Consider the following 26,525-nt stretch of genomic DNA (forward strand, 5'->3'; position numbering starts at 1 on the left):
CTGCCGGACTTGGGTTCAGCGGTTGGGCGCCTAGATGAGGGCTCCCCCGAAATCCCAGTCGAAGGAGCCTCCCCCATGGCCTTTACGCTTCCGCCTCTCCCGTACGCCTATGACGCGCTGGAGCCGGCCATCGACAAGGAGACGATGACCTTCCACCACGACAAGCACCACCAGGCCTATGTCGACAAGCTGAACGAGGCCGTGGACGCCGACGCCTCGCTGCAGGGCAAGTCGCTGGAAGACCTGTTGGCCCATATCTCGAAGGCCCCGAAGGCCGTGCGCAATAACGGCGGCGGGCACTGGAACCACAGCCTGTTCTGGGAGCTGCTCGCGCCGCAGGACCAGACCGGCGAACCGTCGGCCGGACTGGCCGCCGCCATCGACCGCGACCTGGGCGGGATGGACAAGTTCAAGGAGGCCTTCAACGCCGCGGGCGCCGGCCAGTTCGGCTCGGGCTGGGCCTGGCTGATCGTCCAGGACGGCAAGCTCAAGGTCACCTCCACGCCGAACCAGGACAATCCGCTGATGGATGTGGCGGATGAGCGGGGCGCAGTGGTGCTGGCCGCCGACGTCTGGGAGCACGCCTATTACCTGAAGTACCAGAACCGCCGGGCGGATTACCTGAAGGCGTTCTGGTCCGTGGTGAACTGGAACAAGGCCAACGACCTGTTCGCGGCGGCGACGGCCTGAGCCGAAAAGGCGCCCGGGGTGGTGGCGCCGGGCGCCATGGCTTCCCAGCTTGAGCGTAGCCAAGCCACCGCCGGAGTCGTCATGACCTTCTATGCCCGCCTCGCCGTGACCAGCCTCATCCTCGCCGCCGTTCTCGGCGCCTGCTCCCCGCCCGCCGAGAAGGCCGTGACGCCAGCTGAAGCGCCGGCGGTCGATGCGAACCCTGACGTTCATACCTTCCGTATCGGTGAGCTGCAGGCGGCCGCGCTTCGGGACGGCGAGCTGACCTTTCCGGCGGCGGACCGGGAGATGAGCCCGTGGAGCGACACCGCCGAAGTGTCGGCGCTGCTGACGACGTCCGGACAGGCGGAGGGCCAGATCCATCTGTCGATCCAGCCCTTGCTGGTGCGGGACGGCGACCGGGTGGTTCTGATCGACGCCGGCGCCGGCGGCCAGATGGGCACGGAGGGCAATCTGCTGGCCTCCTTGCGCGCCGCGGGCGTGGAGCCGGGACAGATCACGGACGTGCTGATCTCGCACGCCCACGGCGACCACGTCGGCGGTCTCGCCGGCAAGGACGGCGCCCTGGCCTTCCCCAATGCGGTGATCAGGATGAGCGCGGCGGAGTGGGAGTACGCCAAGGCGGGCGCCGCCGAGGCGGGGGCGGGGCCGCTGCTGGCGGCCATCACGCCGAAGGTGGAGACGTTCGCGCCGGGTGCGCAGGTGACGCCCTCGATCCGGGCCGTGGCGCTGGAGGGACATACGCCGGGGCATAGCGGCTATGAGATCGTCTCCGGCCGGGATCGCCTGCTCTATATCGGCGACGCCCTGCACAGTTCGCTGGTGTCGGTGCAGCGGCCTGAGCTGGTCAACGCCTGGGACGGCGACAGCGCGGCCGCGATCCGCACCCGGCAGGGCCTGCTGGAGCGCGGGGCCTCGGGGAGCCTGCGCATCTATGGGGTCCACTTCCCGTTCCCCGGGCTCGGTGAGTTCCGGCGTCGCGACGACGGCTTCGTCTGGGGCCAGGAAGAATAGGCGTCAGATTTTGACGCTTGCTTGGGGAACGTCGGTCGGCGACCCTCCGGGCATGCATCCGGCCGCCTTCCTCATCGCCCTGATCGGAACATCCCAGGACTGCGGCGCAACCGACCTGCCGCACATCGACCAGGCCGCCTATGCGGTGGTGAACGGCATGATCGGGAGTACGGGGGACGACGGCGAACCGGCATCCCGCTTCTTCGCGGAGCCGCTGGCCTCCGCTCTCGCGGACGAGCAGCGGCGGCGCGAGCGGGGCGAGGTCCCGAGATTGTCCCGCGAATGGCTGAGCGGAGGCGGCCGCATGGACGCGGTGACCGACGTCAGACTCTACAGTCTGAACCGCAGCGGGGTGGACGACATCGTCATGGGTCTGGGGTTCACAAACGCCGAGGGCGAGACCGTCTATCGCCGACTGCATCTGGGATGCCACGATGGAGCGTGGCGGATCGACAGCATCTTCCTGCACCCGGAGGAGGCGTTCCTGAACGACCTTCTGGCCCGGGAGCCTTGACCTGACCGGCTTCTGTCGTCATAAGCCCCGCCTTCACGCCACCGGCTCGCCGCGTTGCGTGATCCACTACGGACGATGCGTGGACCGCCGTTGAGATCGTCCCTCCAGTTGGGGAGGGACCGGGCCGCATCATATAGAGAGTGACTTATGTCCAAGCGCCACAGCGCCAAGTACAAGCTCGACCGGGCCATGGGTGAAAACCTCTGGGGCCGTTCGAAATCCCCGGTCAACAAGCGTTCCTACGGCCCCGGCCAGCACGGCCAGCGCCGCAAGTCGAAAGTCTCGGACTTCGGCCTGCAGCTGAAGGCCAAGCAGAAGCTGAAGGGCTACTACGCCAACATCACCGAGAAGCAGTTCGCCGCGACCTATGCGGAAGCCGCGCGCCGCAAGGGCAACAGCTCGGAGAACCTGATCGGCCTGCTGGAATCGCGTCTGGACGCCATCGTCTACCGCGCCAAATTCGTGCCGACCCCCTGGGCCGCGCGCCAGTTCGTCAACCACGGCCACGTGACCGTCGATGGCAAGAAGGTCGACATCGCCTCGTACCGGGTCAAGCCGGGCCAGGTCATCGAGGTCAAGGAAAAGTCCCGCTCGATGGCGCTGGTGCTGGAAGCCCAGCAGTCGTCGGAGCGCGATGTGCCCGACTACCTCGAGCTGGGCGACCGCGGTTTCTCGGTCCGCTACGTCCGCGTGCCGGAACTGGCCGACGTTCCGTTCCCGGTGAAGATGGAGCCGAACCTGGTCGTGGAATACTACTCCTCGTAAGCGCTACGCGACCACGACGCGAAATGAGGGCCCCGGAGCGATCCGGGGCCCTTTTCGCATCGCCTGCGACGGGTTCCCCTCGCGGGCGAACAGGCGCACACTGGACGGGTTCAGGATTTCGGCGCGGGAGGCCGGGAATGAAACGGATCGTCACGCTGGCCGGGACCGCCATGCTGGCCGCCGCCCTGCCGGGGTGCGCGCTGGTGGAGCGGTTCATGCCGGACGCCCCGATCGAAACCGCGGAGGCTCCGGGGCAGATCGAGCCCGTCCACGCCGCCGCCATCGTTCAGGACCAGGCGGTGTTCTGGGTCAGCTCGAACGGCTGCACGCAGAAGTCCGATCTGACGCCGGTGATCCGCCGCACCGGCGACGCCTCGGTGATCACCCTGCGCCGGATCAAGGAAGATCGCTGCCTGCAGCCACGCGCCGAAGGCGTGGAGATGCGCTGGACGTTCCAGGAAATGGGACTGGCGCCGGGCAGCCGCGTCTCGGTCGAGAATCCCTACCAGCTGCCGCAGGGCTGAGGCCGCTCAGCGGACCTCGAAGGCCGGAAGCATATCGGACGGAATGCGGTGCGGGCGCATCGTGGCGGCGTCGACCAGCACCCATTCCGAGACGCCCTGGGCGCACAGCCGCCCTTCTGCGTCCTCGATGCGGACATAACGGTTGAAGCGCGGGCCTTGGGGATCGCCGACCCAGGTGCGGGCTTTCACGCCCGTGGCGTCGGGGAGAAGGGGGCGGAAATAATCGATCTCATGCCGCACCGCGACCCAGGACCAGCGGGCGCGGGTTTCGGCGTCGAAGCGGGCGTTCCAGTGCGCCGTGCCGGCGTCCTGCAGCCAGCCGACATAGACGACATTGTTGACGTGGCCGTTGTCGTCGATGTGCTCGGGCCTGACCTCGAGGGGGACGACGAAGATTTCGCGGTCGGCCCGGGGCTCGAGCTGGGCCTTGGCCATCAGGCGTCGGCGTCGCCGAGGGACACACCCTTGTCGGTCAACAGGGTCTGAAGCTCGCCGGCGTTGAACATCTCGCGGACAATGTCGGAACCGCCGACGAACTCGCCCTTGACGTAGAGCTGGGGGATGGTCGGCCAGTCGCTGAAGATCTTGATGCCGTCGCGCAGGGCCTCGTCCTGCAGCACGTCCACGCCGACGAAGGGCGCGCCGACGTGATCGAGGATCTGAACCGCCAGCGAGGAGAAGCCACAGCGCGGCGCGTCCGGCGTGCCCTTCATGAACAGCACGACGTCATGCTGTTTCACCGTATCGGCGATGAAGGTCTGGACGGGATTGGCGACGGCTTGATCGGTCACTGGAACTGGCCTTTCGGTGAAGGCCGTCAGCTAGGCGCCCGGGAGGGCGGGGTCAAGGCGCCGAAAGGTCTCAGGGCGACCGGTCAGGCCGCCTTGGCGCCCGCGACCCGGGCCATCTCGATCTGGGCGGCGAGGCCTGGCGGCATGTCGCGGTCGGGCACCATGGCCAGCATGTTCAGCCGCTCGAGGTCGCTGGCGCGGATCAGGACGCTGGACACGGCGGGGTCCGTCAGGGCGTAGGCCAGACAGATCGCCTCGGCCGGCCAGTTGTTGGTCCGGTGCAGGAAGGCGAAGGTGCCGGCATGGGCCAGCGGCCCCTCCTTCGGCCTGGAGCCGCCGCCGAAGCCGAAGAAGCTCTTCTTCGGCTGGTGCACGGCCGCCGCCTTCTTCGCGGTGTCGAGGCTTTCGGGGAAGTAGTCGTAGACGAAGATGGCCATGTCCGCCTCGCGGGCGGCGCGCAGGCGTGAGCGGATCTGCCACGGCGAGTTGACGTGGAACGGCGTGGTCAGGACGTCGAAGGCGCCGGTCGAGACGTAGGTATCCATCACCTCGCCCTCGCCGGAGATGCCCAGCAGACGAACCCGTCCGGTGGCGCGCAAGGCCTTGAGGGCGCCGAGCGTCGACTGCGGCAGTTCGTGTTCGGCGGGCTCGTCGAGGACCGCCAGGTCGAACCAGCCGAGACCGGAGATGCCGAGGGCCCGGTCGATGGCCGAGGTGATGCCCTCGGCCGAGAAGTCGCGATCCGATCCGCGGCGGCCATCGCCGGCCCCGAGGGTCAGGGCGACCTGGACCAGCTTGCGGTCGACGTGCTTCAGGGCCTGACCGAGAATCTCGGCCAGCACGGGATCGGCCGTTTCGAGCCGATAGCTGTTGATGCCGGCCTCCAGCGCCGAATAGATCAGTTCGCGGCCGGCCTCGGGGCCTTGGGCGATGTCGCGGGGGCCGAGGCTCAGCGTCAGCGCCGACACCGCCTGACCCGCCTGTCCAAAGGGACGGTAGCGCATGGTTCAGTCTCCTGCCGGGGAGGGATTGGCCGGGGCCGAAGTCTCGAGCGCCAGCGCGTGCAGTTCGCCGCCCATCTTGCCCTTCAACGCCGCATAGACGAGCTGGTGCTGGCGCACGCGCGGCAGGCCGGCGAAAGCCGGAGAGACAATGCGGGCGCGATAATGGTCGCCGTCGCCAGCCAGATCGTCGATGACGATCTCGGCGTCAGGAAAGGCTTCGGTCAGGCAGCCGCGAAGCTCTTCGACGGGCATGGGCATGGGGCGGGCGGTCTCTCTCGATTTCACCGGCCAGAATGCCGCGTAAACCTTAATGGCTGGCTACGGGCCCGCTGGGGACTGGCCGTCGTCGCCGACGAGCCCGTGGCGGCGGTAGAGCGCCATCTCGTCGGCGCTGATGAAGGCGAAGATGGCTGGACCGCTGTCGCGCCGCTGGACCAGGTAGACGAGGTCGAACGGGATGGTGACGGCGCTTCCGTCCGGCTTGAGAAAGTCGGCCCGGTAGAAGACCTGGACCCGGTCGTGGTTCTGGTACAGCGGCGAAACGTCGACCCGGTCCACCGTCATCCGGCGCGTACCCATGGCTTTGTAGAAGCCGTACATCCCGATCAGCATGTCGCCGAACGCCTGATCGCCCGTGGCGGCCGCATTGAGCGAGCCGTCCACGCCGAGGGCCAGCACGGTTTCGGCGAAGAAGCTCCGGATGAGATCCACCTCCACGTCCCCCTTCAGCGAGCGGGTGTAGGCGTCGGCATAGGACCGGAACCAGGCGTCGTAGTCGGGTGCGGTCATCGCTCGCCTCCTCTGGGTAACCGGCGGTTCAGGCGGCGGTGCGCTCGAACAGGGTCACGGCCTCGCCCTTGTAGGTCGTCTCCACGTACGGCGTGTAGCCGGCCCGACGCGCCAAGGCGATCGAGGGGCCGTTGTCGGGCGAGATCATGCAGACTGTGCGCGGCGCGTTGAGGGCATCGTCGCACCAGGCCAGGGCGGCGGACAGGGCCTCGAAGGCCAGACCCCGGCCCTGGAAGCGGGGGTGGACGCCCCAGCCGAGTTCGGGCGCGTCGAAGGCGGGCTCGAGGACGCGGTGGAAGTCCAGCACGCCGACGCTGCCCACGTGCTCGCCGGTGTCCTTGAGGCGGATGGTCCAATTGCCGTGGCCCAGCGCCTCCCAGTGACCGATGTCCCGCAGCAGGCGGAACCAGACGTCCTCGCCGGTCAGGGGTTCGGGGAAGATGTGGCGGATGAAGGCCCGGTCGGCCCACAGGGCGCGCAGGTCGTCGTAGTCGGAGACGGCGACCGGGGTCAGGGTCAGGCGTTCGGTGATCAGGGTGCTGGTCATGAGGAGGCGAACAGGGCTCCGGCGCGTTCGATACGGGTCTGGCCGTCCGCGCCGGTGACGGCGTAGGTGAAGCCGGGCTGAAGCGCGAAGCCTCCGGCGCGGCCCTGTTTGTCGAGCGCCAGCAGGGCGACCTGGGAGTTGGCGACCTTTGCCCCGCGCAGCCGGGCCAGCCGCTCGATCACCCGGCGGCAGGCGGCGGCCGGATCCAGACCGGCGCGCATGGCCTCGACCACCGCGTGCGAGCCGGCGACACGGAGGACGTCCTCGCCCACGCCCGTGGCGGTGGCCCCGCCGACCTCGTCATCGACATAGAGGCCGGCCCCGATGATCGGGCTGTCGCCGACCCGGCCGCGCAACTTGAAAGCCATGCCCGAGGTGGTGCAGGCGCCGGCCATATGATTGGCGGCGTCGATGGCGAGCAGGCCGATGGTGTCGTGGTTGCCCGGGCCGCCGGGCGTCGAGCGCCAGTCGGCGTTCTCGCTGTTGGGACGCGGGGCGTAGTCGGCGGTCTTCAGCCACTCGCGCCACGCCGCCTCGGCCCGCGGGGTCAGCAGGTTGCGGGTGTCGAAGCCCTGGTCGACGGCGAAGCGCCGGGCGCCCTCGCCGACCAGCATGGTGTGAGGCGTCTTCTCCATCACCCGCCGGGCCACGGAGACGGCGTGGACCACGTCTTCCAGCGCACAGACGGCGCCGATGTCGCCGGCCCAGGTCATGACGCAGGCGTCGAGGGTGACCCGTCCGTCGCGGTCGGGCAGGCCGCCCAGCCCGACGGAGGAATTGCTCTCGTCCGCTTCCGCCACCCGGCCGCCGGCCTCGACCATGTCGAGAGCCGAGCCGCCCGCGGCCCGCACGGCCATCCCCGCCGCGTTGGCGGCGGCGCCGAAGTCCCAGGTCGAGACCATGACGGCCGGGACAGCGTCTTGCGCCACCGCGGCTCCGGCGAGGGCGGCGGCAGGGGCGGCGCCCAGGACGGCCCGGCGCGAAGGCCCGCTCACATCAGCCCCAGTTGCTTGAAGCTGGCGACGCCGTCGCGGCCGACGATCAGGTGATCGTGCACCGAGAGATCGAGCGCCCGGGCGGCCTCGATGACCTGGCGGGTCATCTCGATGTCGGGTCGGGACGGCGTGGGATCGCCGGACGGATGGTTGTGGACGATGATCATCGACTTCGCCGACAGCTCCAGCGCCCGGCGCACCACCTCGCGCGGATAGACCGGGGCGTGGTCCACGGTGCCGCGATTCTGGATTTCGTCGAGGATCAGCTGGTTGCGGTTGTCGAGGTAGAGGACGCGGAACTGCTCGCGCGGCTCATGCTGGAGCGAGAGGCGGACGTAGGCCAGCAGGGCAGTCCAGGAGGAGATGACGGTGCGCTTGCCGGCCTCCTCGCGGGTCACGCGGCGGGCGACCTCATGCAGGGCGGCGAGGTCGAGGGCGGTTTCGGCCCCGATACCCCTGGTCCGCCCGCGCGTGTCCGCTGTCCTGACGGTCATCAGATCCTCGACCGAAGCGGCCAGCACCGCCGCCAGCGAGCCGAAGCGGGCCAGCAGGGCCTTGGCGATCGGTTTGACGTCGCCCTGCGGCTGGCTGCGGAACAGGAAGAGTTCGAGCAGTTCGTAGTCCGGGAGGTGATGCAGGCCGGCGCCGCGGGCGCGGTTGCGGAGACGCGCCCGATGGCCGGACAGCCCCGTCTCGACCCCGGCTCCGGTGCGGGCGATCGGCTTCGGGGGCGCGACGCGCTGTGACAGGGGAACAGGAAAGGGCAGCACGGCGGACATGGCGACCTCCAGCTCAGCGCCGGACCATGTCAGAACGTAAGAGGAACGTCCAGCGGTGCGAGACGCTAGAGTTTGGGGCGGAACAGCCCCGCCGGACTGGCGCTGAAGATCTCGACGCCGTCCTCGGTCACGCCGATGGTGTGTTCGCACTGGGCCGACAGGGACTTGTCCCGCGTGACGGCCGTCCAGCCGTCGGACAGCACCTTCACGTGCGGCTTGCCCAGATTCACCATCGGCTCGACGGTGAAGAACATGCCGGTGCGGAGCGTGGCGCCCTCGCCGCGGCGGCCGTAGTGCAGGACGTTCGGGCTGTCGTGGAACAGTCGGCCGATGCCGTGGCCGCAGAAGTCGCGCACGACCGACATGCGGTTCGCCTCGACGACCTGCTGGATGGCGTAGCCGATGTCGCCGAAGGTCGCGCCGGGCTTGATGACGGCGAGGCCGGCCTCCAGCGCGTCATAGGTGACGTCGATCAGCTTTTTGGCGCGCGCGTTGATCTGGCCGACCGCAAACATGCGGCTGGAGTCGCCGTGCCAGCCATCCACGATGACGGTGTGGTCGACGTTGACGATGTCGCCATCCTTCAAGACCTTGTCGCCGGGAATGCCATGGCAGACGACATGGTTGATCGAGGTGCAGATGGTCTTCTCATAGCCCTTGTAGCCGAGGCAGGCCGGCAGGGCGCCGTGATCGAGGGTGAATTCGCGAATGCGGTCGTCGAGTTCGCCGGTGGTCACGCCGGGAACGACAAACGGCGTGATCATGTCGAGCGCCTCTGCGACCAGGCGACCGGCCTTGCGCATTCCCTCGAAGGCTTCGGCGTCGTGGACGCGGATTTCATGGGTGCGGACGAAGGCGTCGTCGTCCAGTTCCGGGGTCTCGTACATCAGGCGGGGCTTTCGGGGCGTCTCGGTCGGCGCGTTCAGATGGCGATCATAGCACACAAGCTCAAGGCGTTACGATGACGGAGCGTCTCAGACAGCCTAGCGTAGACCCATGACCGAATCGCCGCCGACCGCCGCCGTGCTGATCATCGGCGACGAAGTACTGTCCGGCCGGACGCAGGACACCAACCTGAACACCATCGCCCGGTTCCTGGCGGCGCTGGGGATCGAGCTGCTTGAGGCGCGGACGATCGGCGACCGAAAGGAGCAGATCGTCGAGTCGCTGAACGCCCTGAGGGCCGGTCATGACTATGTCTTCACCACCGGGGGCATCGGGCCGACCCATGACGACATCACGGCGGACGCCGTGGCGACGGCGTTCGGGGCAGCCCTGCCGGAACATCCGGAAGCCCTGGCCATCCTTGAGCGGCGCTATGGCGCGGAGTTCAACGCCCCGCGGCGGCGGATGGCGCGAATCCCGGAGGGCGGGACGCTGATCGCCAACCCCGTCACGGACGCGCCGGGGTTCCAGATCGGCAATGTCTTCGTCATGGCAGGCGTGCCGAAGATCATGACGGCCATGCTGGAGGACGTCGCGCCGCGGTTGAGGCGGGGCGCGGTGGTGCACGCGCGCACGGTGCGGGTGTCGGGCGTCGGGGAGGGCGCGGTCGCCGATATCCTGACGGCGGCGGCGCGCGCGAACCGCGACCTCAGCTTCGGCAGCTACCCGTTCGGGGCCGGGACGGTGGGCGAGATCGGAACCAATCTGGTGGTGCGCGGGCGCGACCTAGAGGCGGTCGACGAGGCCGTGGTCGCCCTGCTGGCTGAGCTGGAGATGGCCGGGATCGAGGCGGTCACCGTCCAGGCCCCATAGACCGGAGCGCGGACCTGCGCTTGTGTGGGTGGTCGGCGAGGGGGCTTTCATGGACGCGAATTTCGAGGCGATGGTACGCTACCGGCGCGGCATGGACGTGCAGGCGCTGATGGATCAGCTGATCATCGAGGGTTGCGAGCCGAAGGCCGCCGAGGACGCCGTCATGCGCGTTCACAACCGGATCCGCAGCCGGGACCGCAAGCGGGGTTTCACCAACCTGATGTTCGGTCTGCTGATCTTCGCGATCGGGACCGCGGCGTCCCTCTGGCTGATGATCGAGGGCGGCTTTCTGGTCTACACCTACGCCGCGGCGCTCGGAGGGGCGGGGATGTTCCTGACCGGCGCCGTCCAGATCTTCAGGGCCGGCAAGGACCGGGAGTTGGCGCGGCTCTAGACCCGATCAGCCGCCCGCCCGGCCGGTGAAGGCGTCGGCGAGAGCGTGGAACGCCGGGTTGGGCCGTCCGGCCGCGTCGAGCAGCAGCGGGCTTTCGTCAGAGCGGTTCTTGCCTTCCTCTCGGACCAGCCAGCTGTCCACATCGCGCAGACCCCAGGTGGTGAAGGCGTAGCGCTGGCGTTCGGGCAGGCCCATGAAGGCTTCGGCCAGTTCGCCGACGCGGGCGACCTGCTGGGCGCGGCGCTCGGGGGTGGAACGCAGGTCCGGCCGAACGCCGCCGTCGCGCCGCAGCGGGAAATCGAGCTCGGAGACGTGGATGGGCAGGCCCAGCGAGGCGGCGTCGCGCATGAAGGCGCTGATCCGGCCGGAGGGAATCTCGATGTTCAGGTGCGACTGGGTTCCGATCCCGCCGATCGGAGCGCCCAGATTGAGCAGGCGCTCGACGAGCCGCAGGAAGGTCGCACCTTTGGCCGGTATGTTCTCGAGATTGTATTCGTTGAGGAACAGGACCGCGTCCGGGTCGGCGGCCTTGGCCTGCTCGAACGCGCGGACCATGTAGCCCTCCGTTCCCAGGGCCCGGCTCCAGTGGCAATCGCGCAGACCGTCGCCGTCTTCGGCCACCGGCTCGTTGACCACGTCCCAGCCGGCCATCTGTCCGCGATACCGGGCGACGAAGGCGGAGATGTAGCGGTCGTACTCGGCGGCGAAGCGGTTGCGGGGGACCGTCCGGTCGTCGAAGACCTCGGCGCCCTGCGAGTACCAGATCAGGGTGTGGCCGTGGACGCGCAGGCCGTTGTCGCCGGCGAAGGCCACGACCCGGTCCGAGGCGGAGAAGTCATGGGTGAAGCCGGCGCCGAGCGTGCGCTCCATCTTCTGCTCCCACTCGGGTGTCAGCTGGGAGCAGTGGCGCAGAACCTGCGCGACCCATCCGGGCTGTTCGAGCTGCCAGGTCATGGCGGCGGCGCCGAACGGGAAGGGCGCGAGGGCTTTCAGGGGCGGGGCTGCGGCGCCGACGGAAGGCTGGGCGGTCGCGAAGCGGTCGCAGGCGGCCAGCGCTATGGGCGCAGCGAGGAGGGCGCGGCGATTGAGGTGGGGCGGGTCAGCCCGCACGGCGCCTCAGGCCCAGTTCGTCGAAGGCGGCGGTCTCGCGCTTGCCGGCGGCGATCAGGCGGTTGAGCCGGGTGGTCTCGGCGACGTGCTCGAACTTCTTGAGCTCCTCGAAGGCGCCGCTGAGAGCGTCACGGGCCCCTTCCTCCTCAGCGCCGATCTCGACCACGTCCGCCTCGGCGGCGGACTTGCGCAGTTTCCAGCCGTTCAGATAGGCCTGCAGAAGCAGGGCGGCCTCGGCGTCCTCGCGGGCGCGTCCCTGTTCGATCTCGGCCTCGGCCTCCAGCACGGCGACCCGCATCTCGGCGGAGGCCCGGCGGGCGGTGATCTCGGCGAGGCGCTTCTGCAGCGTCTCGACCTCGTAGCTGGAGATGCGGATCAGGGATTGGGCCCAGGCGGTCATGCTGCGTCTCCGGTCACTGCACCATTCCCTGGTTCAGAATGGTTTCCAGACGGTCAAAGGAATCGGTCAGCCGCGTCACGTCATGGTGATCCTGTCCGAGGAAGGCCTCAAGCGCAGGATTCAGGGCGATGGCGCGGTCGACGATCGGATCGGCGCCGGTGCGGTAGGCTCCGATCCGGATCAGCTCTTCCATGTTGGCGTAGGCCGACAGGCACTGGCGGGCCCGCCGGTTCAGCTCGCGCTCGGGCGGAGTCTGGCAGCCGGGCAGGGTGCGGCTGACCGACTTGAGCACGTCGATGGCGGGGAAGCGGCCGCGTTCGGCGATCCTGCGGTCCATGACGATGTGACCATCGAGGATGCCCCGGACGGCGTCGGCAATGGGCTCGTCGTGATCGCCGCCGTCGACCAGGACGGTGAAGAGGGCGGTGATCGGTCCGGCGGTGGTGCCGTCGGGACGGATCGGACCGGGCCCGGCCCGCTCCAGCAACTTGGGCAACTCGGTGAAGACCGTCGGCGTATAGCCCTTGGTCGTCGGCGGCTCGCCCGCGGCGAGGCCGATCTCGCGTTGGGCCATGGCGAATCGGGTGACCGAGTCCATCAGACACAGAACCTCGAGATCCTGGTCGCGAAGGAACTCCGCGCAGGCCATGGTCATGTAGGCGGCCTGACGGCGCTTCAGGGCCGGTTCGTCGGAGGTGGCGACGACGACGATGGCGCGCTTCAGGCCTTCTTCACCGAGAGTTTCCTCAATGAATTCGCGAACCTCACGGCCCCGTTCGCCGATCAGACCGACGACGACGGCGTCGCAACTGGCCTGACGGGCAAGCATGGAAAGCAACACAGACTTGCCGACGCCGGAGCCGGCGAAGATGCCGAGGCGCTGGCCGCGGCAGGTGGTGGTGAAGACGTCCATGGCGCGCACGCCGAGATCCAGTCGCTCGCCGACCCGCCCGCGCGAATGGGCCGGCGGCGGCGGCGCACGCAGGGGATAGGCGGCGGGTCCGGTCGGCAGCGGGCCCTTGCCGTCAATCGGATTGCCGAACGCGTCGATGATCCGACCGAGCCAGGCCGTGGTGGGACGCACGGCGGCGGCGGCGGCGATGATGCGGATGTCCGCGCCGGGGGCGACTCCTTCGACCGGGCCGAACGGCATCAGCAAGGCCTTCGCGTCGCGGAAGCCGACCACTTCGGCCGGGAGGGGCGAGAGATGCCGACGATCGATCTCGGCGCGGGCGCCGACGGCGAGGCGGGAGAGGCCGCCCCTGGATTCGATCAGCAGGCCGTTTACGCCGGCGACCTTGCCGGTCACGACCAGCGGATCGATCGCTTCGACGGCGGCGGCGAGATTGCGCAAGCGGAAAGCCCCGGGAACAGGCGTTCAGGGATGCGCCATCGTGGTTAACGGGGGGTGAAAATCGGCTTGCGGAGGGCGCGGGCGTGGTTCGCTGGAACCAAGCTTCACGCTTCAAGTTAATCTGGCCGCCGGATCACACTGATCGACCAACCGCCTGGGAGGGGCGGCGATCGGGAGCCCCGGCGTGCGTCCGTCTCCCCGGACGTCTCACGCTCAATCGGCCCGTCCGGGATGAAACCTGGAACGCCGGTCGTTGAGACCATCAGGGGCGAGGCCCGCGACTGGCGCGGGGCCGTCGCTCGCATCAGGAGGGTTGTTCCCATGGCTGCTTCTTCCGGAGCCGCTCGCGCGGCTGTGTCCGACACGCGTCTCGTGTCTCCGCTGGCCTTCGCCGAACTCGATCTGTCCGCGGCGCTGCACAGCGCGTCTCCCGCGCCCCTTGCCTTCGCGGCCAACGACAATCGCGAGGGCGAGACCGCTGTGGCGTCGTGGAGCCTGAGTTGCGGCTGCGGTTGCGGCAAGGGCTGGACGGACTTCTTCCGCGACGGGGTCGGCGACCGGGTTCGAACCGTCGGGGTGGACACGGTGACCAATCCCCTGCTGCTGGACACTGTCGGCGGCGACAGCGCCGGCGCGGCCCAGGCCATCACCGTCGGCTCGACGACCTATGGTGTGATCGAGGACTTCAACGACCAGGACTTCTTCTCCGTCACCTTGGTCGCGGGCCAGACCTATGCGATCTCCCAGCTGCTGCATGTCGGCGGCACCGCCACGGGCGACGGAACCCTGTTGAGCGGCGTTCCGCTGGCCGACGCCTTCATCGAGCTCTACGGCGCGGATGGCACGACCCTGTTGGCCTCAGCGGACGGCGGCAGCAACACCACGCCCTCGGGCCTGGACGCCAAGCTGTTCTTCACTGCGACGACCACGGGCACCTACTACATCAACGCCCGCAGTTTCGACCAGGACGGGACGAATGGGACGGACGGCGACCACGTTGGCGACTACACCCTGACCGTCCAGGCCGTGGCGGCTTCGGAAGCCCCCCTGCCGCGCTTCTATTCGGCCGCCGGCCAGGCGCCCAACCCCCTGCTCGACTCGCTGGACTGGGGCAGCACCTGGGACCACACCGTCCGTAACCCTGACGGCGACAATGGCACGCGCACGGACAATGGCGTCGCCGACGGCGGGACGCCGATCACGAACACCGAATACGGCATCGTCGGCAAGAACGTGATGAAGGTGTATTTTGCCAAGCAGGGCGACGTCTTCCTGAGCGACGATCCCCTCAATCCCGGGCTCGAAACCTCCCTCCAGGCCCGCAACATGCTCCAGTGGGAGATCGACGCCTTCCGCGCCAGCATGGACCTCTACGAACAGGTCACCGACCTGCAGTACGTCGAGGTCGACAACCGCGCGGATGCCGACATCAAGATCATCATCTATCAGGGCACGCCGGGCGCCGGCGCCAGTCTGCTTGGCCGCATGAGCCCTCCCGGCGAACAGAATGAAGGCCAGATGGAGATCAACGCCGGCGACTACCGCTGGACCGAGGAAGGCGTCAGCCCCGGCGGCTTCTTCTTCCCGACCCTGCTGCACGAATTCGGTCACGGCCACGGCATGAAGCACCCGCATGACACCGGCGGCGGCGGCCCCGTCATGAGCGGCGCCGGACCCAGCGAGGACCCGGTCGAGGGTGCGATCGGCGGCCAATACGGCGACTTCGGCCTGAGCCAGCAAATGTACACGATCATGTCGTACAACGACGGCTGGAACGAGACCGGCGGCGTCGGCGGCCGCCCGGCCGGCCACGGCGGCCCCAGCTCGGGCGGCCTCGAGATGCAGGCCGACCACTTCGGCTGGATGGGCACTCTGGGCGCGCTGGACATCGCGCTGCTGCAGGACAAGTACGGCGTCAACGAGGAGTGGGCGACCGGTGACGACGTCTACACGATCGACGACGTCAACGGGGCCGGCCACTACTACCGCGCTATCTGGGACGGCGGCGGCGACGACGAGATTCGCTATGCCGGCTCGCGGAACGCCACGATCGACCTGCGGGCGGCCACGCTCCAGTATGAGGAAGGCGGCGGCGGCCGGGTGTCCTACGCCCTCGGCGCCTGGACCGGCTTCACCATCGCCAATGGCGTGACCATCGAACGGGCGACCGGCGGGGACGGGAACGACGCTCTCACCGGCAACGACGCCGCCAACATCCTGTCCGGCGGCCTGGGGACGGACGTCCTCGACGGCGGGCTCGGTGACGACACCCTGGCTGGCGGCGACGGTGCGGATACGCTGACCGGCGGAGCGGGTTCGGATACCGCAAACTACGCTTCGGCGGCGGCCGGCGTCAGCGCCCGGCTGTCGATCGGACGGGTTCTGAATGACGGATCCGGCGCGGTCGATGTGCTGAACGGCGTTGAGAACGTCACGGGCTCGGCCTTCGCCGACACCCTGTTCGGCGACGCCTCCGCCAACGTGCTGCTCGGTGGGGCCGGACGCGACACCCTGATGGGCAACGCCGGCGCCGACGTGCTGGGCGGCGGCCTTGGCGAGGCGAACACCGTGTACGGCGGCCTCGGCGACGACCGCTTCCTGGTGGATGTGATGGGCGACACTCTGATCGAGTACGCCGGCGAAGGGACCGACACCGTCGAGACCAGCCTCGCCGCGTATGAACTCAGGGCCGCCAACATCGAGAATCTGGTCCTGACCGCCGCCGGCGGAGCGACCGGCACCGGCAATGCGCTCGCCAACGTCCTGACCGGTGGAGCGGGAGACGACATCCTGATCGGTCGGGGCGGCGCGGACAGTTTGCGTGGCGGAGTCGGGCGCGACACGGCCAGCTACGCGGCCGCCGCGGCCGCGGTCACGGTCAAGCTGGCCGGGGGCGTGGCGACCTCGGACGGCGACGGCTCCCAGGACCTGCTGACGAGCATCGAGAATGTCGTGGGTTCCGCCTTCGACGACATGCTGGCCGGGGACGCGGTCGCCAACCGGCTAGATGGCGGCGCCGGACGCGACACCCTGATCGGCCTGGCCGGCGATGACGTTCTGAGCGGCGGGGGCGGCGCGGCCAACGAGATGTACGGCGGCGCCGGAGATGACCGCTATGTCGTGGGCGCCATTGGCGACACCGTGGTCGAGAACGCCGGCGAGGGCCTTGACACCGTCGAGACCACGCTGGGCGGCTTTACCCTGAAGGCCAATGTCGAGAACCTGCTCTACACCGGGTCCGGCAATTTCGCCGGAGTCGGCAACGCCTCGGCCAATGTGATCACCGGCGGCGCGGGGTCGGACACCCTGACCGGCGGCGGCGGAAACGACACGCTGAACGGCGGCGCCGGCCAGGACCTGGTTCTTCTGGCCGGGGTTCGGGCCGACTACACCGTGACGGCCGAGGCGGGCGGCGCTTTCCGCGTCACCGACGCGGTCGCGGCGCGGGACGGCGTCGACCTTCTGACCGGCGTCGAGCGCGTGCGGTTCAGCGACGGGACGACGGCCCTGCTGTCCGACCTGGTCGCCGCCTCGCCGGCCCCCGCTCCGGCCGCAGCCCCCACGCTGTCGGCGAAGTCCTACGACGCCCAGATACTGCCGGGCCTGACGGACGACGACTTCATCATGGTGAAGGGCGGCGACGAACCGCTGATCCTGCCCGACGACGGGCTGTCGGCCGATCTGGTCCCGCAGGGCCGGTGGGGCGGGGCATCCGATCGGATGCTCAGCCTGTTCGACATGGACGACGCGTTCGTGGCGGAGCCGGCGGGCCTGTTGCGGCATATCGACGGTCTGGACGACTGGATGTAGTCTGGCGCGGTCCGGCTGGCGACGACGCCGGGGCGATCAACATCGTCCCGGCGTCTCGTCGTCATTTCGACCGCAGCCCTTGCGGACGCGCCGAAACGCCTATCTGTAGCGTTCCGCCCTTCCGTCGAGAGACCTAGCGATGTCCGACGCCGCCCCCGCCTATGACGCTTCCGCCCAACTGAAATCCGGTCGCGGAAAGATCTATCCGTCCATTCTCGACACCATCGGCGACACGCCGGTCGTCGGGCTGCCGCGGCTGTCGGCCGAATACCGGCCGAAGGCGACGGTGTTGGCCAAGCTGGAGTTCTTCAATCCGATCGGCTCGGTGAAGGACCGGATCGGGGTGGCCATGATCGACGCTCTGGAACAGGCGGGCCGGATCGGGCCGCATTCGGTGCTGATCGAACCCACCAGCGGCAACACCGGGATCGCCCTGGCCTTCGTGGCGGCGGCCAAGGGCTACCGGCTGATCCTGGTCATGCCGGAAAGCATGTCGATGGAACGCCGCAAGATGCTGGCCCTGCTAGGCGCCGAACTGGTCCTGACCCCCGCCGAAAAGGGCATGAAGGGGGCGATCGCCATGGCCCAGGATCTGCTCGACCGGACCCCGGGCGCCGTCAGCCCCTCGCAGTTCGACAATCCCGCAAACCCCGCCATCCACCGGGTCACCACCGCCGAAGAAATCTGGAACGATACGGCAGGCGAGGTCGACATCGTCGTCTCGGGTGTGGGCACGGGCGGCACCATCACCGGCGTCGGCCAGGTGCTGAAGGCCCGCAAGCCATCGGTGCGGATGATCGCGGTTGAGCCGACGGCCTCGCCGGTGCTGTCCGGCGGCGAACCCGGGCCGCACAAGATCCAGGGCATCGGCGCCGGTTTCATTCCCGCCAACGTCGACCGCTCGGTCATCGACGGGGTGGAGCAGGTCAGTAACGAGGACGCCTTCGACATGGCGCGCAAGGCCGCGCGCATGGAGGGCGTTCCCGTCGGCATCAGCTCGGGCGCCGCGCTGGTCGCCGCCTTCCGTCAGGGGGGCCTGCCCGAGAATGCGGGGAAGATGATCGTGGCCATCATTCCCAGCTTCGCCGAGCGCTATCTGTCGACGGCGCTGTTCGAAGGGCTTTAGGCACGGGTTTGTTGCCAGCGTATTTCGAAGGTGTGGCCGGGCCCAGGCCCCGGCTTAAGGAAGCTTAACTTTACAGGGCCGGCGGGACGCGGCGGATTGAGGCTTCAACCCCCGGAGCCGCCATGCGCGCCTTGATCGCTTGCCTGAGTCTGTTCGCCGCCACGCCGGCTCTGGCGCAGGATGACCTGACCGCCCTCTCGGACGAATTCAACGGCGGCGCCCTGACTGGCTGGACGCGTTTCGACGAGGTGTTCGGCTGGCCCGACAAGATCAAGGCGCTGGATGTCGGCGAAACCACGCCGGGCGCCCTGCACATCGAGCCCTACCATTCGGCCTGGGTGCGGGATCTGAACGCCCCGTTCCTGTACAGGGACGTGGCCGGAGACTTCGACGTCAGAGCGCGGGTCCGGGTCCGGGGGCGCGACAGCGACATACCGGGCGGCACCTGGTCGCTGGGTGGGCTGATGGCGCGCGTACCGGGCCGGACCACTGCGGAACGATGGGCCCCGAGATACGAGAACTGGCACTTCCTCACCACCGGCGTCGGCCAGGTCGCGGGCGAGCCGATGACCGAGACGAAGTCAACATTCAACAGCTACTCATCGCTGAAGCTGCGACCGTTTCCAACTGGTTGGGTCGAACTCCGGCTGGTGCGGGTCGGAATGGTGCTGATCGCGCTTGCTCGACCGGAAGGCGAGACGCTCTGGCAGGTGCGCGACCGGTTTTACCGGATGGAGAACAATCCGGTGATGCAGGTGGGGCTCATCGCCTACACCACCAGCGACGACGTGCCACCGGGGCCCGAGAATGCGGAAGCCATCAACCGCACCGTGAACGTCGACGCCCGGGTCGACATGGTGCTTGAGGTGGACTGGATCCGGTTCGCTCGCCCGCTGCCGCGTGTCCGGCAGGACTGGTACGGTCAGGTGAGCGCCAACCCTCTCGCCGATCCGAATCTCCCGGAGGCCGAGTTGCTCGAAGCGCTCGGAAGCTAGGCCGGCGCGCATGTCCGTCACAGGCGGTTAACCGGCGCGCCTTAGCCTTTCGGGCGACATGTCCGAGTCCGCTCCCACGCCAGAGGAGGTCGCGCCGCAAGGCGGCTTCCGCGCGCGCCATGCGCTGTTGAAGCGTCTGGCCGACGTGGTGTCGTTGCCGACCAGCCGGATCAACTCGTTCGAACGGGCCGTGACTGGCGATCTTCTGGTCGAAATGCTGCGGCTGGCGTCGCACGAGGACCGGAAACGGGTGGCGGCCCGGCTGGCCCCGCTGGCCGAACTGCCCAACGCGCTGGCGCGGATGCTGCTGCGGGACGAACCCGATATCGCGGGCCTGCTCATTGAACAGTGTGCGTCGCTGTCGGACGCCGACCTCGTCGCCTGCGCCCGGGACGCGGGAGTCGAGCACCGGTTCCTGATGGCCAACCGGCGCGGTCTGTCGGAGGTGGTCACCGAGACCCTGATGAGCTTCGGTGAGAGCCAAGTCATCGAGGCCGTCCTGAGGAACACGACCGCCCGGCTGAGCCAGGTCGCGGTCGAGGGTGTGGTCAGCCTCAGCCGCACCGAGCGCGGATTGTGCCCCCATCTGCTGAGGCGGCCCGAGCTGCGGCCGTCCGGGGCGTATGTGATGTTCTGGTGGTGCGAGCCGGACGATCGCCGGACCATCCTGCAACGGTTCGCCGTCTCGCGCGAAGTGATGCAGGAGGTCGCGGAGGATGTGTTCGCGATGGCGGCCGAAGAGAATTGGCAGGACCCGGTGTCGCGCAAGGCCCTGCAGTTCATCGAGCGCCGGCAGAGAAACCGGGCGGCGATAGAGAAGAGCCCCTACGGCGGTCTCGAACAGGCTGTCGAGGCGGCCGCCCGCCACGGCCTGACCCGCGAGGTGGCGACGGAAATCGCCTATCTGTCCGGGGTCAAACCGATCACCGGGGCCAAGATCCTGGGCGACGCAGGCGGCGAGCCCCTGGCTATCCTGTGCAAGGCGACCGGCCTGGCCAAGTCTGATCTGACCGGCCTGTGGCGGTCGATGCGGCGTCCCGAGACCGAAGCCGACGGCTCTCCGCATCGCACCTGGGAGCGGGTCCAGATCACCTATGACATGCTGGCCGTCGACCGGGCGCAGACGGTGCTGCGCTACTGGAACTGGTCGTTGTCTTCGGCCCTGACGCCGGCTCTATTGAGAGCCATCCGGGATGGCGAGGAAGACGGCGTGGACGACTATTCGGCGCCTGAACGCGCGGCCATGCTGGCGTTGGCGGAAAACTTCGGTCGCTGATCTGCGCCTCAAGTAGAGTGTCGCTAGTCTGATAATCGGCCGCGCTGTCGTCCCTGAATACGCTATTGCGTGAATCAGGCTTGGTCTATATTGAGCGCGCCACAGGCTGCCGGCGAACGTTCAGCCAAGACAACCAGATCAAAAGGTGAGGCCGCGCGTATGGAAGACAACTCGCAACTGCTCGAGATGACCGCCGACATCGTGTCGGCCTATGTGGGCAACAACAACGTTCAGGCCAATGAAGTGCCGGGGCTGATTTCCAGCATTCACGCCGCCCTGTCGCAGGTTTCGAGCGGGGCCGTCGAACCCGAGCCCGAGCCCAAGGAGCCCGCCGTCCCGGTCCGCAAGTCGATCACGCCGGACTACCTGATCTGTCTGGAAGACGGCCGCAAGTTCAAGTCGCTGAAGCGCCACCTGCGCACCAAATACAACATGAGCCCCGAGGAATACCGGGCCAAGTGGGGTCTGCCGAAGGACTATCCGATGGTCGCGCCGAACTACGCCAAGGCGCGTTCGGACCTGGCCAAGCAGATGGGCCTGGGCCAAGGCGGCCGCAAACCGGCCCGCGCCGCGGGACGCGCCAAGAAATAAGCCGGCCAGAACGATGGGCTGAAGCGGCCGCTCCGGTGACGGGGCGGCCGTTTTGCTGTTGCCGTCAGGCGGCCTGGGCGCCGCGCCGCATGCGCCAGAAACGCAGGGTCCTGAGCGCAGCCTCGCGGGTCAGTTCGGCATACATGCGGGCGTAGGAATGCGCCTTGGCCATGGCGTCGCCGTCATCGTTGAGCAGGACCACCGCATAGGTCAGGAACAGCGCCCGATCGAGATCGGCGGCCTTGCAGACCACGGCGAGCGCGTCCAGCTCACGCCGCTCGACGATCTGGCGCGCGGTGTGGAAATCGACGTCGGCCAGCTGGGCCAGGGCGATCAGGAAGGCGGTCCGGCCGCCCGTGCGATCTCCGGACCGCAGGAAGCGCGCCAGCATCTGGGGTGTGAGCTGCCCCGCGGCCTTCAGTTCCTCGACGTAGGCCGAGCATTCGGCGTAGTCGGCGGGCAGGGCGCCGTCGTCGGTGGCGATGCGGGCGCGGCCGGCGGCGAGCGCGCTTTCCAGCAAGGCGGGATCGAGACTGGCGTTCTGTTCGAGAATCCGACTCCGCAGCCTCGCCTCGACCACGAAATACATGTCGTTGAGGAGGTCGGGCGGCAGGGTGGCGCGCGAGACCGTGGCCTCGTGCAGGGCGGGATTGACCTTGGCGCGCTCGACGGCGGCCTCTGAAGCCTTGCGCGACAGGCGTGCGCCGTCGTTGCGCAGAAGGGTCCCGAGGGTTTCATCGTCACCGCGCTCGACGATAACCTCGGAGACGGCTTCCGACACCGAGGGTCTGGCCGAGACGGCGCGCAGGTGGTCCTGACCGTGCCGACGGACCACGCCCAGCAGGTCCTCGTCGGTGAGGACCGGCGAAGCGGCGAGAACGGCGCCGGCGACGGCGGCCTCGTCATGGGCGAGGCGGCGGATCAGGGTGTGCGGCGCGTCGGGCGCGTTAGCGAAACGGGCGGACAATTCGGCCCGCACGGCCGTTTCCATGTCGTCCGCCAGCTTGACCAGCACGGCGTCGTACAGGGTGTCCTCGGTCGCGGAGCGCGGCGATCCGCCGAAGAAATGATCGGTCAGTTCCCGCAGCAGGGTCCGGCGCTTCTCGCTGGAGTCCTCCTCCGCAAGGGCGATCAGATCGGGCAGGCGGGACAGGGTGGTCGCCTCGCTCACTGGTGGTCCCCGTCGGAGGCGGCCGGCGCGGGGCGGATCGAGCCGTTGCGATCCCGGATGAGGGTCGGGCCCTGCGCCGGTTCTGCGAGATCCTGGGAGGCGAGTGTGTCGATGCCGCTGACGACAAGCGCGTCGACGACGGTCGGCGCCGGCATGGTCAGGGCGTCCGGCTCACGTCCATTCTGGCGATGCACGGAGTAGTAGCGCCCGCCCTGACGCGGCGCAGCGGCGTCGGGATCGGTCGCCGGGGTCAACCGGTCGGGCTGCGGCGCCTCGGCGGAAGACAGGGCGGGCGGCGCCGTTTGTGCAGCAGCAGCAGCAGCAGCAGCGGGTGGCGGCGGGGACGCCTGCTGCATCCGGAAGACAGGCGCGTCGCGGCGCGGGGCCATGGGGTCCGGGGCGGACGAGCCTTCCGCAGGCGGGGCCGCAGCGGGATAGACGGCTTCGGCGGGAGCCGGCTGGCCGCGCCGGCCCTGATCCGGCAGGTATTCGGGTCCGGCGGCCGGCGGCGGGGGCGCTGACGGAGCGTCGGGGGCGACGGCCGCGGAGACCGGAACGGGCGCAGGTTCAGGCGCGACGGGCCGCGGCTGCAGCCAGGCGTTGGCGGGGGTCAGGGTGCGGCGCGCGGGTTCGGGCGCATCGGACAGGCGGCGGGGCGCCGGCGGCCCGGACGCCGCGAAGCCGCCATGGGGAATGACGCGGCTTGGGCGGCGAAGATCGGCGCGGGGCGGTTCAGGCTGCGCCGTGTCGCGGGCCGCGGGCATCGCCTCTCCGCGACCCTGCCACGACAGGTAGCGAAGACCCTGCGCCTGGCCCGCGGTCGGGGCGGGCTGGCCGGGCGACTGGGCGGAGGCCGGGCCGGCGAGCGCCATCACGCCGGAGGCGGCGAGGGCGGCGGCGGCGAGGGTCGAGGCGCGACGCAAGGGCGGGCTCCGGACGCGGAAACTGGAGCGCCACGGTAGCCGTGCGGGACTTAACCCGCCGCTAACGGGCGGCGTCGGTTCAGGCCAACCGGCGGCGCACGGCGCGCTCCAACGCACCGACGACGGCGTGCAGCGCCAGACCCATGAACATCAGGCAGAAGAGGGCGGCGAGCATGTCCGCCGTGCGCAGGCGGTTGCCTGCCTCAAGCAGCCGCCAGGCCAGCCCTTGCGTCGCGCCCGAGCCAGAGACGAACTCGGCCACGACAGCCCCGATAATCGACAAGCCGGCGGCGACCCTCAGGCCCTCGAGAACGAACGGAAGCGCGGCCGGCAGTCGCAACCGGATCAGCCGCTGCAGTGGCGAGGCGCCATAGAGATCGAACAACCGCTCCAGATCCGCATCGGCGGACCTGAGGCCGGTCAGCACGCCTGAGAACAGCGGGAAGAAGGCGACGGCGGCGGCCAGGGCGACGACGGCCCGGTCAGCATGGTCAAGGCCGGTCCAGATGAGCACCAGCGGCGCGATGGCGACCACGGGCGTGACCTGCAGGGCGACGGCGAGCGGTCGGACCGCCCGCTCGGCCGTCTCGTGGAGAGATACAGCGAGAGCGAGTCCTCCACCGAGGGCGAACGCGACGACCAGAGCCTGGAAGGCCATCCAGAAGGTGGCCGCCGCGGACGAGAGTAGCAGGGGCGCACGCTGGACGAGGGCGAGACCGACGGCGCTTGGCGGCGGCAGCAGATAGACAGGCGTCTGCAGGGCGCGGCAGGCGATCTCCCACGCGGCCAGCAGGAGCACGGTCAGCAGCAGCGGCGGAAGAAGGCGGCTCATGAAACCTCCTCTTCGGCGGCCGGGAAGGGAGGCGGGGTCATGCTGCGGGCCAGCTGGTCGGCGAGCTCTTCGACGGCCGCGCGATAGCCGAGGTCGGTTCGCCAGCCCGCGGGCCGGGGCAGGCTGCCCGGGGAGGGGAGCTCCACCGCCACCCGGCCGGTTGCGGCGTCCAGCACGACCACGCGCTGGGCCAGATAGACGGCCTCCTCGACGTCATGGGTGACGAAGACGACCGCCGGACGGGGCGCGCGTCCGGACCAGAGATGGTGCAAATCCTCGATGAGGCGGCGGCGGGTGACGCTGTCGAGGGCGGCGAACGGCTCATCGAGCAACAGCAGATCCGGCTCCGTGACCAGGGCCCGGGCCAGCGACGCGCGCATCGCCATGCCCCCCGACAGCTGCCGGGGGCGGGCGGACAGGCGGTCGCCGAGGCCGACCGCCGCCAGACCCGCCGAGGCGCGTTGCAGCGCCTCCGCCCGGGGAACTCCGGCGAGTTCGAGAGGCAGGGCGACGTTGGCCCGAACGTCGACCCAGGGCATCAGGGTGGCGGCCTGGAAAACAAAGCCGGTGCGACCGCCGCCGGCGCCCCGGATCACCGCGCCCCGGGAAGGAACCTCGAGTCCCGCCAGGAGCCGCAGGAGGGTCGACTTGCCAGCGCCCGAAGCGCCGACCACAGCCACTATTTCGCCGGGTGCGACGCCCAGGTCGACGGGCCCGAGGGGCGCCCGGCCAGGATAGCGGACGACGACGTCCCGGAGCGCAGCCGCGAACGCCGGTCCGGCGTCAGCCACGGCCGGGCAGATACTGGGTCGTGAAGGCCTGACGCCAGTCGAGGCTGGTCGGATAGACGCCGGCCGCCGAGGTGACCTCGAAGAAGGCCTGCCAGCGCTCCGGCGTCATGGCGCCGAGCCCGTAAAGGGCCGCGTCGCCGCCGTCGACGATCCCGTTGGCCTTCAGCTTGGCCCGGGCCTGATCGAGGACGTCCTGGGTCATGTCCGGATTGTCGCGGCGGATCAGGGCGTCGGCGGCCTTGCCGTCGCCCTGGATGTAGTCGCGCCAACCCTCAGCTGAGGCGGCGATGAAACTGCGCAGGGCCCGGGCGTTGTCGCGGGCGAACGCGTTCGGGGCCAGCACCATGGTGGCGTAGGAGGGATAGCCCTCGTCGGCCAGCAGGAAGACCTTGGGCGTGAAGCCGGCCTCCTTCTCGATGGTGTAGGGCTCGCTGGTCAGATAGCCCTGTTGCACCGCCCGCTCGTCGGCCAGGAACGGAGCCAGATTGAAGGTGTATTTGCGCACCTGGTCGTCGGTGAAGCCGTATTTCGCCTTCAGCCAGACCCAGAAGGCGTTGATCGAGGCGTCGGCGAGCAGGATGGGCCGGTCGCGCAAATCGGCGATGGAGCTCAGGGACGGGTCGGGATGAGCGATCAGGACCTGCGGGTCCTTCTGGAAGAAGGCGGCGACCGCCTTCACTGGCGCGCCCTCGGCGACCAGGTTCATCGGGATGAAGCTGTTGGAGCCCATGCCGAGCTCGACGGCCCCCGACGCGAGCAACTGCGGCACGTTGACGGCCGGCCCGCCCTGGATGATCTGCACGTTGAGGCCGCGCTTCTCGTAGGCGCCGGAGGCCAGCGCCTGGTAGAAGCCGCCGTGTTCGGCCTGGGCGCGCCAGTCGGTGGCGAAGCGAAGCCGCACCCGGCCGTCGTCGTCCACCGGCGCCTCGGAGCGGCCGCAGGCGGCGAGCGCGCCCGTCGCCGCCATGGCGCCGGCGCCGGCCACAAGGGCGCGGCGGGAGGGACGCGACGGGCTCAGCGCCGATGCTCCATCACGAAACGGGCCGCGGTCTCGCGGATGAAGGCCGGAGCCTCATTGCCCGAGCGGCCGCCGAAAATGCCCATGCCCGACAACATCTGCATCGCCATCAGGCCGGACTGGGCGTCCTCTCCCTTGGCCGATTTCAGATCGAGTTCACCGGTGACCGGGTCGACGACCATGCCGGCCATCCAGTCGGCGTCTTCGTTCGCTTCGTCCGAGCTCTCCAGCATGAGGCGCAGGTTTCGGAGGGTGGCGCTGTTGCGATCGTAGAGGGCGGCGGTCTCGACCGGTCCTGCGCACAGATAGCCGACCAGAAAGGCGGCCGCGTCGGCGGCGCCGGAACTGGACTGAACCGCCAGGCCGGCATTGTCCCTCATGCAGGTCTCGGCGCCCTTGAGCGCCGGGGGAGGAGGCTCCTGGGCCGCCGCGCACGTCGTGGCCGCGGCCGCCGCGAGAACGGCGCAGGCGAAGAGGAACGGACGCATCGGCGGGACTCCAGCACAGGGATGCTGAAGCTTACCGCGACGGCGGGGAATGTCGATGCGGAGGAAAGGCCAAAAC

At 69.2% G+C, this 26,525-nt stretch carries 30 protein-coding genes; 12 read left to right on the plus strand and 18 right to left on the minus strand.

The genetic code is table 11. The features are described 5' to 3' along the window. Positions 1-75 precede the first annotated feature (75 nt). The 5 genes from VGD32_RS04370 to VGD32_RS04390 all read left to right on the plus strand — a co-directional run bounded on the left by VGD32_RS04370 (position 76) and on the right by VGD32_RS04390 (position 3,507). Positions 76-690: a superoxide dismutase gene (locus tag VGD32_RS04370; protein WP_331030684.1), complete on the plus strand. Its 615-nt coding sequence runs from the start codon at positions 76-78 to the stop codon at positions 688-690. 81 nt (positions 691-771) lie between these two features. Beyond that, positions 772-1,704 carry an MBL fold metallo-hydrolase gene (locus tag VGD32_RS04375; protein ID WP_331030685.1) on the plus strand — a complete coding sequence of 311 codons (933 nt, stop codon included), beginning with the start codon at positions 772-774 and terminating at the stop codon, positions 1,702-1,704. 52 nt (positions 1,705-1,756) lie between these two features. Further along, positions 1,757-2,218: a hypothetical protein gene (locus VGD32_RS04380; RefSeq protein ID WP_331030686.1), complete on the plus strand. Its 462-nt coding sequence runs from the start codon at positions 1,757-1,759 to the stop codon at positions 2,216-2,218. Between the two features lie 147 nt (positions 2,219-2,365). Then, positions 2,366-2,983 carry a 30S ribosomal protein S4 gene (gene rpsD / locus VGD32_RS04385; protein WP_324776938.1) on the plus strand — a complete coding sequence of 206 codons (618 nt, stop codon included), beginning with the start codon at positions 2,366-2,368 and terminating at the stop codon, positions 2,981-2,983. A gap of 137 nt (positions 2,984-3,120) precedes the next feature. Continuing rightward, a complete protein-coding gene (locus VGD32_RS04390) occupies positions 3,121-3,507 on the plus strand; it encodes a hypothetical protein (protein ID WP_331030687.1) in 387 nt (128 codons plus the stop codon). Between the two features lie 6 nt (positions 3,508-3,513). Here the strand turns inward: VGD32_RS04390 and VGD32_RS04395 are convergent, their stop codons facing one another. The 9 genes from VGD32_RS04395 to map all read right to left on the minus strand — a co-directional run bounded on the left by VGD32_RS04395 (position 3,514) and on the right by map (position 9,299). Beyond that, positions 3,514-3,942 carry an acyl-CoA thioesterase gene (locus VGD32_RS04395; protein ID WP_331030688.1) on the minus strand — a complete coding sequence of 143 codons (429 nt, stop codon included), beginning with the start codon at positions 3,940-3,942 and terminating at the stop codon, positions 3,514-3,516. Continuing rightward, the gene (gene grxD, locus VGD32_RS04400) at positions 3,942-4,298 is read right to left on the minus strand and encodes a Grx4 family monothiol glutaredoxin (protein ID WP_331030689.1); all 357 of its coding nucleotides are present in this window, start codon (positions 4,296-4,298) and stop codon (positions 3,942-3,944) included. Before grxD ends, VGD32_RS04395 begins: the two co-directional genes overlap by 1 nt. Positions 4,299-4,381: 83 nt before the next feature. Beyond that, positions 4,382-5,302: an aldo/keto reductase gene (locus VGD32_RS04405; RefSeq protein WP_331030690.1), complete on the minus strand. Its 921-nt coding sequence runs from the start codon at positions 5,300-5,302 to the stop codon at positions 4,382-4,384. Between the two features lie 3 nt (positions 5,303-5,305). Continuing rightward, positions 5,306-5,560: a BolA family transcriptional regulator gene (locus tag VGD32_RS04410; protein ID WP_331030691.1), complete on the minus strand. Its 255-nt coding sequence runs from the start codon at positions 5,558-5,560 to the stop codon at positions 5,306-5,308. Between the two features lie 60 nt (positions 5,561-5,620). Next, positions 5,621-6,091: a hypothetical protein gene (locus VGD32_RS04415; protein ID WP_331030692.1), complete on the minus strand. Its 471-nt coding sequence runs from the start codon at positions 6,089-6,091 to the stop codon at positions 5,621-5,623. 28 nt (positions 6,092-6,119) lie between these two features. Beyond that, complete coding sequence (locus VGD32_RS04420) at positions 6,120-6,638, minus strand: GNAT family N-acetyltransferase (RefSeq protein ID WP_331030693.1); 519 nt, start codon at positions 6,636-6,638, stop codon at positions 6,120-6,122. Further along, entirely contained in the window at positions 6,635-7,567 is a 933-nt protein-coding gene (locus tag VGD32_RS04425) for a N(4)-(beta-N-acetylglucosaminyl)-L-asparaginase (protein WP_331030694.1), read from the minus strand. The genes VGD32_RS04420 and VGD32_RS04425 overlap by 4 nt, the downstream gene beginning before the upstream one ends. Positions 7,568-7,629: 62 nt before the next feature. Further along, complete coding sequence (gene radC / locus VGD32_RS04430) at positions 7,630-8,412, minus strand: RadC family protein (protein ID WP_331030695.1); 783 nt, start codon at positions 8,410-8,412, stop codon at positions 7,630-7,632. Between the two features lie 65 nt (positions 8,413-8,477). Beyond that, positions 8,478-9,299, minus strand: coding sequence for a type I methionyl aminopeptidase (gene map, locus VGD32_RS04435; protein ID WP_331030696.1), 822 nt, complete (start codon positions 9,297-9,299; stop codon positions 8,478-8,480). 109 nt (positions 9,300-9,408) lie between these two features. Between map and VGD32_RS04440 the strand changes: the two genes are divergently transcribed. Both VGD32_RS04440 and VGD32_RS04445 read left to right on the plus strand, forming a co-directional pair. Continuing rightward, positions 9,409-10,170 (plus strand): competence/damage-inducible protein A, encoded by a 762-nt coding sequence (locus tag VGD32_RS04440; RefSeq protein ID WP_331030697.1) that lies wholly within the window; start codon positions 9,409-9,411, stop codon positions 10,168-10,170. 49 nt (positions 10,171-10,219) lie between these two features. Continuing rightward, positions 10,220-10,564, plus strand: coding sequence for a hypothetical protein (locus VGD32_RS04445; RefSeq protein WP_331030698.1), 345 nt, complete (start codon positions 10,220-10,222; stop codon positions 10,562-10,564). Positions 10,565-10,570: 6 nt separating this feature from the next. Here VGD32_RS04445 and VGD32_RS04450 read toward each other — a convergent pair whose 3' ends face one another. From VGD32_RS04450 to fliI, 3 genes are read right to left on the minus strand one after another with little or no spacing between them, the layout of a single operon-like run. Next, positions 10,571-11,674 carry an endo-1,4-beta-xylanase gene (locus VGD32_RS04450; protein ID WP_331030699.1) on the minus strand — a complete coding sequence of 368 codons (1,104 nt, stop codon included), beginning with the start codon at positions 11,672-11,674 and terminating at the stop codon, positions 10,571-10,573. Further along, the gene (locus tag VGD32_RS04455; protein ID WP_331030700.1) at positions 11,664-12,074 is read right to left on the minus strand and encodes a flagellar export protein FliJ; all 411 of its coding nucleotides are present in this window, start codon (positions 12,072-12,074) and stop codon (positions 11,664-11,666) included. The genes VGD32_RS04450 and VGD32_RS04455 overlap by 11 nt, the downstream gene beginning before the upstream one ends. Before the next feature lie 13 nt (positions 12,075-12,087). After that, a complete protein-coding gene (gene fliI / locus VGD32_RS04460) occupies positions 12,088-13,428 on the minus strand; it encodes a flagellar protein export ATPase FliI (RefSeq protein ID WP_331030701.1) in 1,341 nt (446 codons plus the stop codon). 372 nt (positions 13,429-13,800) lie between these two features. Between fliI and VGD32_RS04465 the strand changes: the two genes are divergently transcribed. The 5 genes from VGD32_RS04465 (at position 13,801) to VGD32_RS04485 (ending at position 21,226) form a co-directional block, all read left to right on the plus strand. Next, positions 13,801-17,238: a M10 family metallopeptidase C-terminal domain-containing protein gene (locus VGD32_RS04465; RefSeq protein WP_331030702.1), complete on the plus strand. Its 3,438-nt coding sequence runs from the start codon at positions 13,801-13,803 to the stop codon at positions 17,236-17,238. A gap of 139 nt (positions 17,239-17,377) precedes the next feature. Then, positions 17,378-18,364 (plus strand): cysteine synthase A, encoded by a 987-nt coding sequence (cysK, locus tag VGD32_RS04470; RefSeq protein ID WP_331030703.1) that lies wholly within the window; start codon positions 17,378-17,380, stop codon positions 18,362-18,364. Positions 18,365-18,486: 122 nt separating this feature from the next. Next, positions 18,487-19,359, plus strand: a complete 873-nt coding sequence (locus VGD32_RS04475) for a hypothetical protein (protein WP_331030704.1) — start codon at positions 18,487-18,489, stop codon at positions 19,357-19,359. A 58-nt stretch (positions 19,360-19,417) separates the two neighbouring features. After that, a complete protein-coding gene (locus VGD32_RS04480; protein WP_331030705.1) occupies positions 19,418-20,635 on the plus strand; it encodes a DUF2336 domain-containing protein in 1,218 nt (405 codons plus the stop codon). Positions 20,636-20,794: 159 nt separating this feature from the next. Next, the gene (locus VGD32_RS04485; protein WP_331030706.1) at positions 20,795-21,226 is read left to right on the plus strand and encodes a MucR family transcriptional regulator; all 432 of its coding nucleotides are present in this window, start codon (positions 20,795-20,797) and stop codon (positions 21,224-21,226) included. A 64-nt stretch (positions 21,227-21,290) separates the two neighbouring features. Here VGD32_RS04485 and VGD32_RS04490 read toward each other — a convergent pair whose 3' ends face one another. The 6 genes from VGD32_RS04490 to VGD32_RS04515 form a co-directional block, all read right to left on the minus strand. Continuing rightward, positions 21,291-22,397, minus strand: a complete 1,107-nt coding sequence (locus VGD32_RS04490; protein WP_331030707.1) for a DUF2336 domain-containing protein — start codon at positions 22,395-22,397, stop codon at positions 21,291-21,293. Next, the gene (locus tag VGD32_RS04495; protein ID WP_331030708.1) at positions 22,394-23,320 is read right to left on the minus strand and encodes a hypothetical protein; all 927 of its coding nucleotides are present in this window, start codon (positions 23,318-23,320) and stop codon (positions 22,394-22,396) included. Before VGD32_RS04495 ends, VGD32_RS04490 begins: the two co-directional genes overlap by 4 nt. A gap of 79 nt (positions 23,321-23,399) precedes the next feature. Beyond that, positions 23,400-24,152: an ABC transporter permease gene (locus VGD32_RS04500; protein ID WP_331030709.1), complete on the minus strand. Its 753-nt coding sequence runs from the start codon at positions 24,150-24,152 to the stop codon at positions 23,400-23,402. Further along, positions 24,149-24,943, minus strand: a complete 795-nt coding sequence (locus tag VGD32_RS04505) for an ABC transporter ATP-binding protein (protein ID WP_331030710.1) — start codon at positions 24,941-24,943, stop codon at positions 24,149-24,151. The genes VGD32_RS04500 and VGD32_RS04505 overlap by 4 nt, the downstream gene beginning before the upstream one ends. Beyond that, positions 24,936-25,910 carry an ABC transporter substrate-binding protein gene (locus tag VGD32_RS04510; RefSeq protein ID WP_331030711.1) on the minus strand — a complete coding sequence of 325 codons (975 nt, stop codon included), beginning with the start codon at positions 25,908-25,910 and terminating at the stop codon, positions 24,936-24,938. The genes VGD32_RS04505 and VGD32_RS04510 overlap by 8 nt, the downstream gene beginning before the upstream one ends. 47 nt (positions 25,911-25,957) lie before the next feature. Further along, complete coding sequence (locus VGD32_RS04515; protein WP_331030712.1) at positions 25,958-26,449, minus strand: hypothetical protein; 492 nt, start codon at positions 26,447-26,449, stop codon at positions 25,958-25,960. Positions 26,450-26,525: the final 76 nt, after the last annotated feature.

It is taken from the genome of Brevundimonas sp. (assembly GCF_036402095.1).
Lineage (GTDB): Bacteria > Pseudomonadota > Alphaproteobacteria > Caulobacterales > Caulobacteraceae > Brevundimonas.

Coding starts and splice junctions, on each gene's coding strand:
- VGD32_RS04370 (WP_331030684.1), top strand. CDS start 76: ATGGCCTTTACGCTTCCGCCTCTCCCGTACGCCTATGACGCGCTGGAG.
- VGD32_RS04375 (WP_331030685.1), top strand. CDS start 772: ATGACCTTCTATGCCCGCCTCGCCGTGACCAGCCTCATCCTCGCCGCC.
- VGD32_RS04380 (WP_331030686.1), top strand. CDS start 1,757: ATGCATCCGGCCGCCTTCCTCATCGCCCTGATCGGAACATCCCAGGAC.
- rpsD (WP_324776938.1), top strand. CDS start 2,366: ATGTCCAAGCGCCACAGCGCCAAGTACAAGCTCGACCGGGCCATGGGT.
- VGD32_RS04390 (WP_331030687.1), top strand. CDS start 3,121: ATGAAACGGATCGTCACGCTGGCCGGGACCGCCATGCTGGCCGCCGCC.
- VGD32_RS04395 (WP_331030688.1), bottom strand. CDS start 3,942: ATGGCCAAGGCCCAGCTCGAGCCCCGGGCCGACCGCGAAATCTTCGTC.
- VGD32_RS04405 (WP_331030690.1), bottom strand. CDS start 5,302: ATGCGCTACCGTCCCTTTGGACAGGCGGGTCAGGCGGTGTCGGCGCTG.
- VGD32_RS04410 (WP_331030691.1), bottom strand. CDS start 5,560: ATGCCCATGCCCGTCGAAGAGCTTCGCGGCTGCCTGACCGAAGCCTTT.
- VGD32_RS04415 (WP_331030692.1), bottom strand. CDS start 6,091: ATGACCGCACCCGACTACGACGCCTGGTTCCGGTCCTATGCCGACGCC.
- VGD32_RS04420 (WP_331030693.1), bottom strand. CDS start 6,638: ATGACCAGCACCCTGATCACCGAACGCCTGACCCTGACCCCGGTCGCC.
- radC (WP_331030695.1), bottom strand. CDS start 8,412: ATGTCCGCCGTGCTGCCCTTTCCTGTTCCCCTGTCACAGCGCGTCGCG.
- map (WP_331030696.1), bottom strand. CDS start 9,299: ATGTACGAGACCCCGGAACTGGACGACGACGCCTTCGTCCGCACCCAT.
- VGD32_RS04440 (WP_331030697.1), top strand. CDS start 9,409: ATGACCGAATCGCCGCCGACCGCCGCCGTGCTGATCATCGGCGACGAA.
- VGD32_RS04445 (WP_331030698.1), top strand. CDS start 10,220: ATGGACGCGAATTTCGAGGCGATGGTACGCTACCGGCGCGGCATGGAC.
- VGD32_RS04455 (WP_331030700.1), bottom strand. CDS start 12,074: ATGACCGCCTGGGCCCAATCCCTGATCCGCATCTCCAGCTACGAGGTC.
- cysK (WP_331030703.1), top strand. CDS start 17,378: ATGTCCGACGCCGCCCCCGCCTATGACGCTTCCGCCCAACTGAAATCC.
- VGD32_RS04475 (WP_331030704.1), top strand. CDS start 18,487: ATGCGCGCCTTGATCGCTTGCCTGAGTCTGTTCGCCGCCACGCCGGCT.
- VGD32_RS04480 (WP_331030705.1), top strand. CDS start 19,418: ATGTCCGAGTCCGCTCCCACGCCAGAGGAGGTCGCGCCGCAAGGCGGC.
- VGD32_RS04485 (WP_331030706.1), top strand. CDS start 20,795: ATGGAAGACAACTCGCAACTGCTCGAGATGACCGCCGACATCGTGTCG.
- VGD32_RS04500 (WP_331030709.1), bottom strand. CDS start 24,152: ATGAGCCGCCTTCTTCCGCCGCTGCTGCTGACCGTGCTCCTGCTGGCC.
- VGD32_RS04510 (WP_331030711.1), bottom strand. CDS start 25,910: ATGGCGGCGACGGGCGCGCTCGCCGCCTGCGGCCGCTCCGAGGCGCCG.
- VGD32_RS04515 (WP_331030712.1), bottom strand. CDS start 26,449: ATGCGTCCGTTCCTCTTCGCCTGCGCCGTTCTCGCGGCGGCCGCGGCC.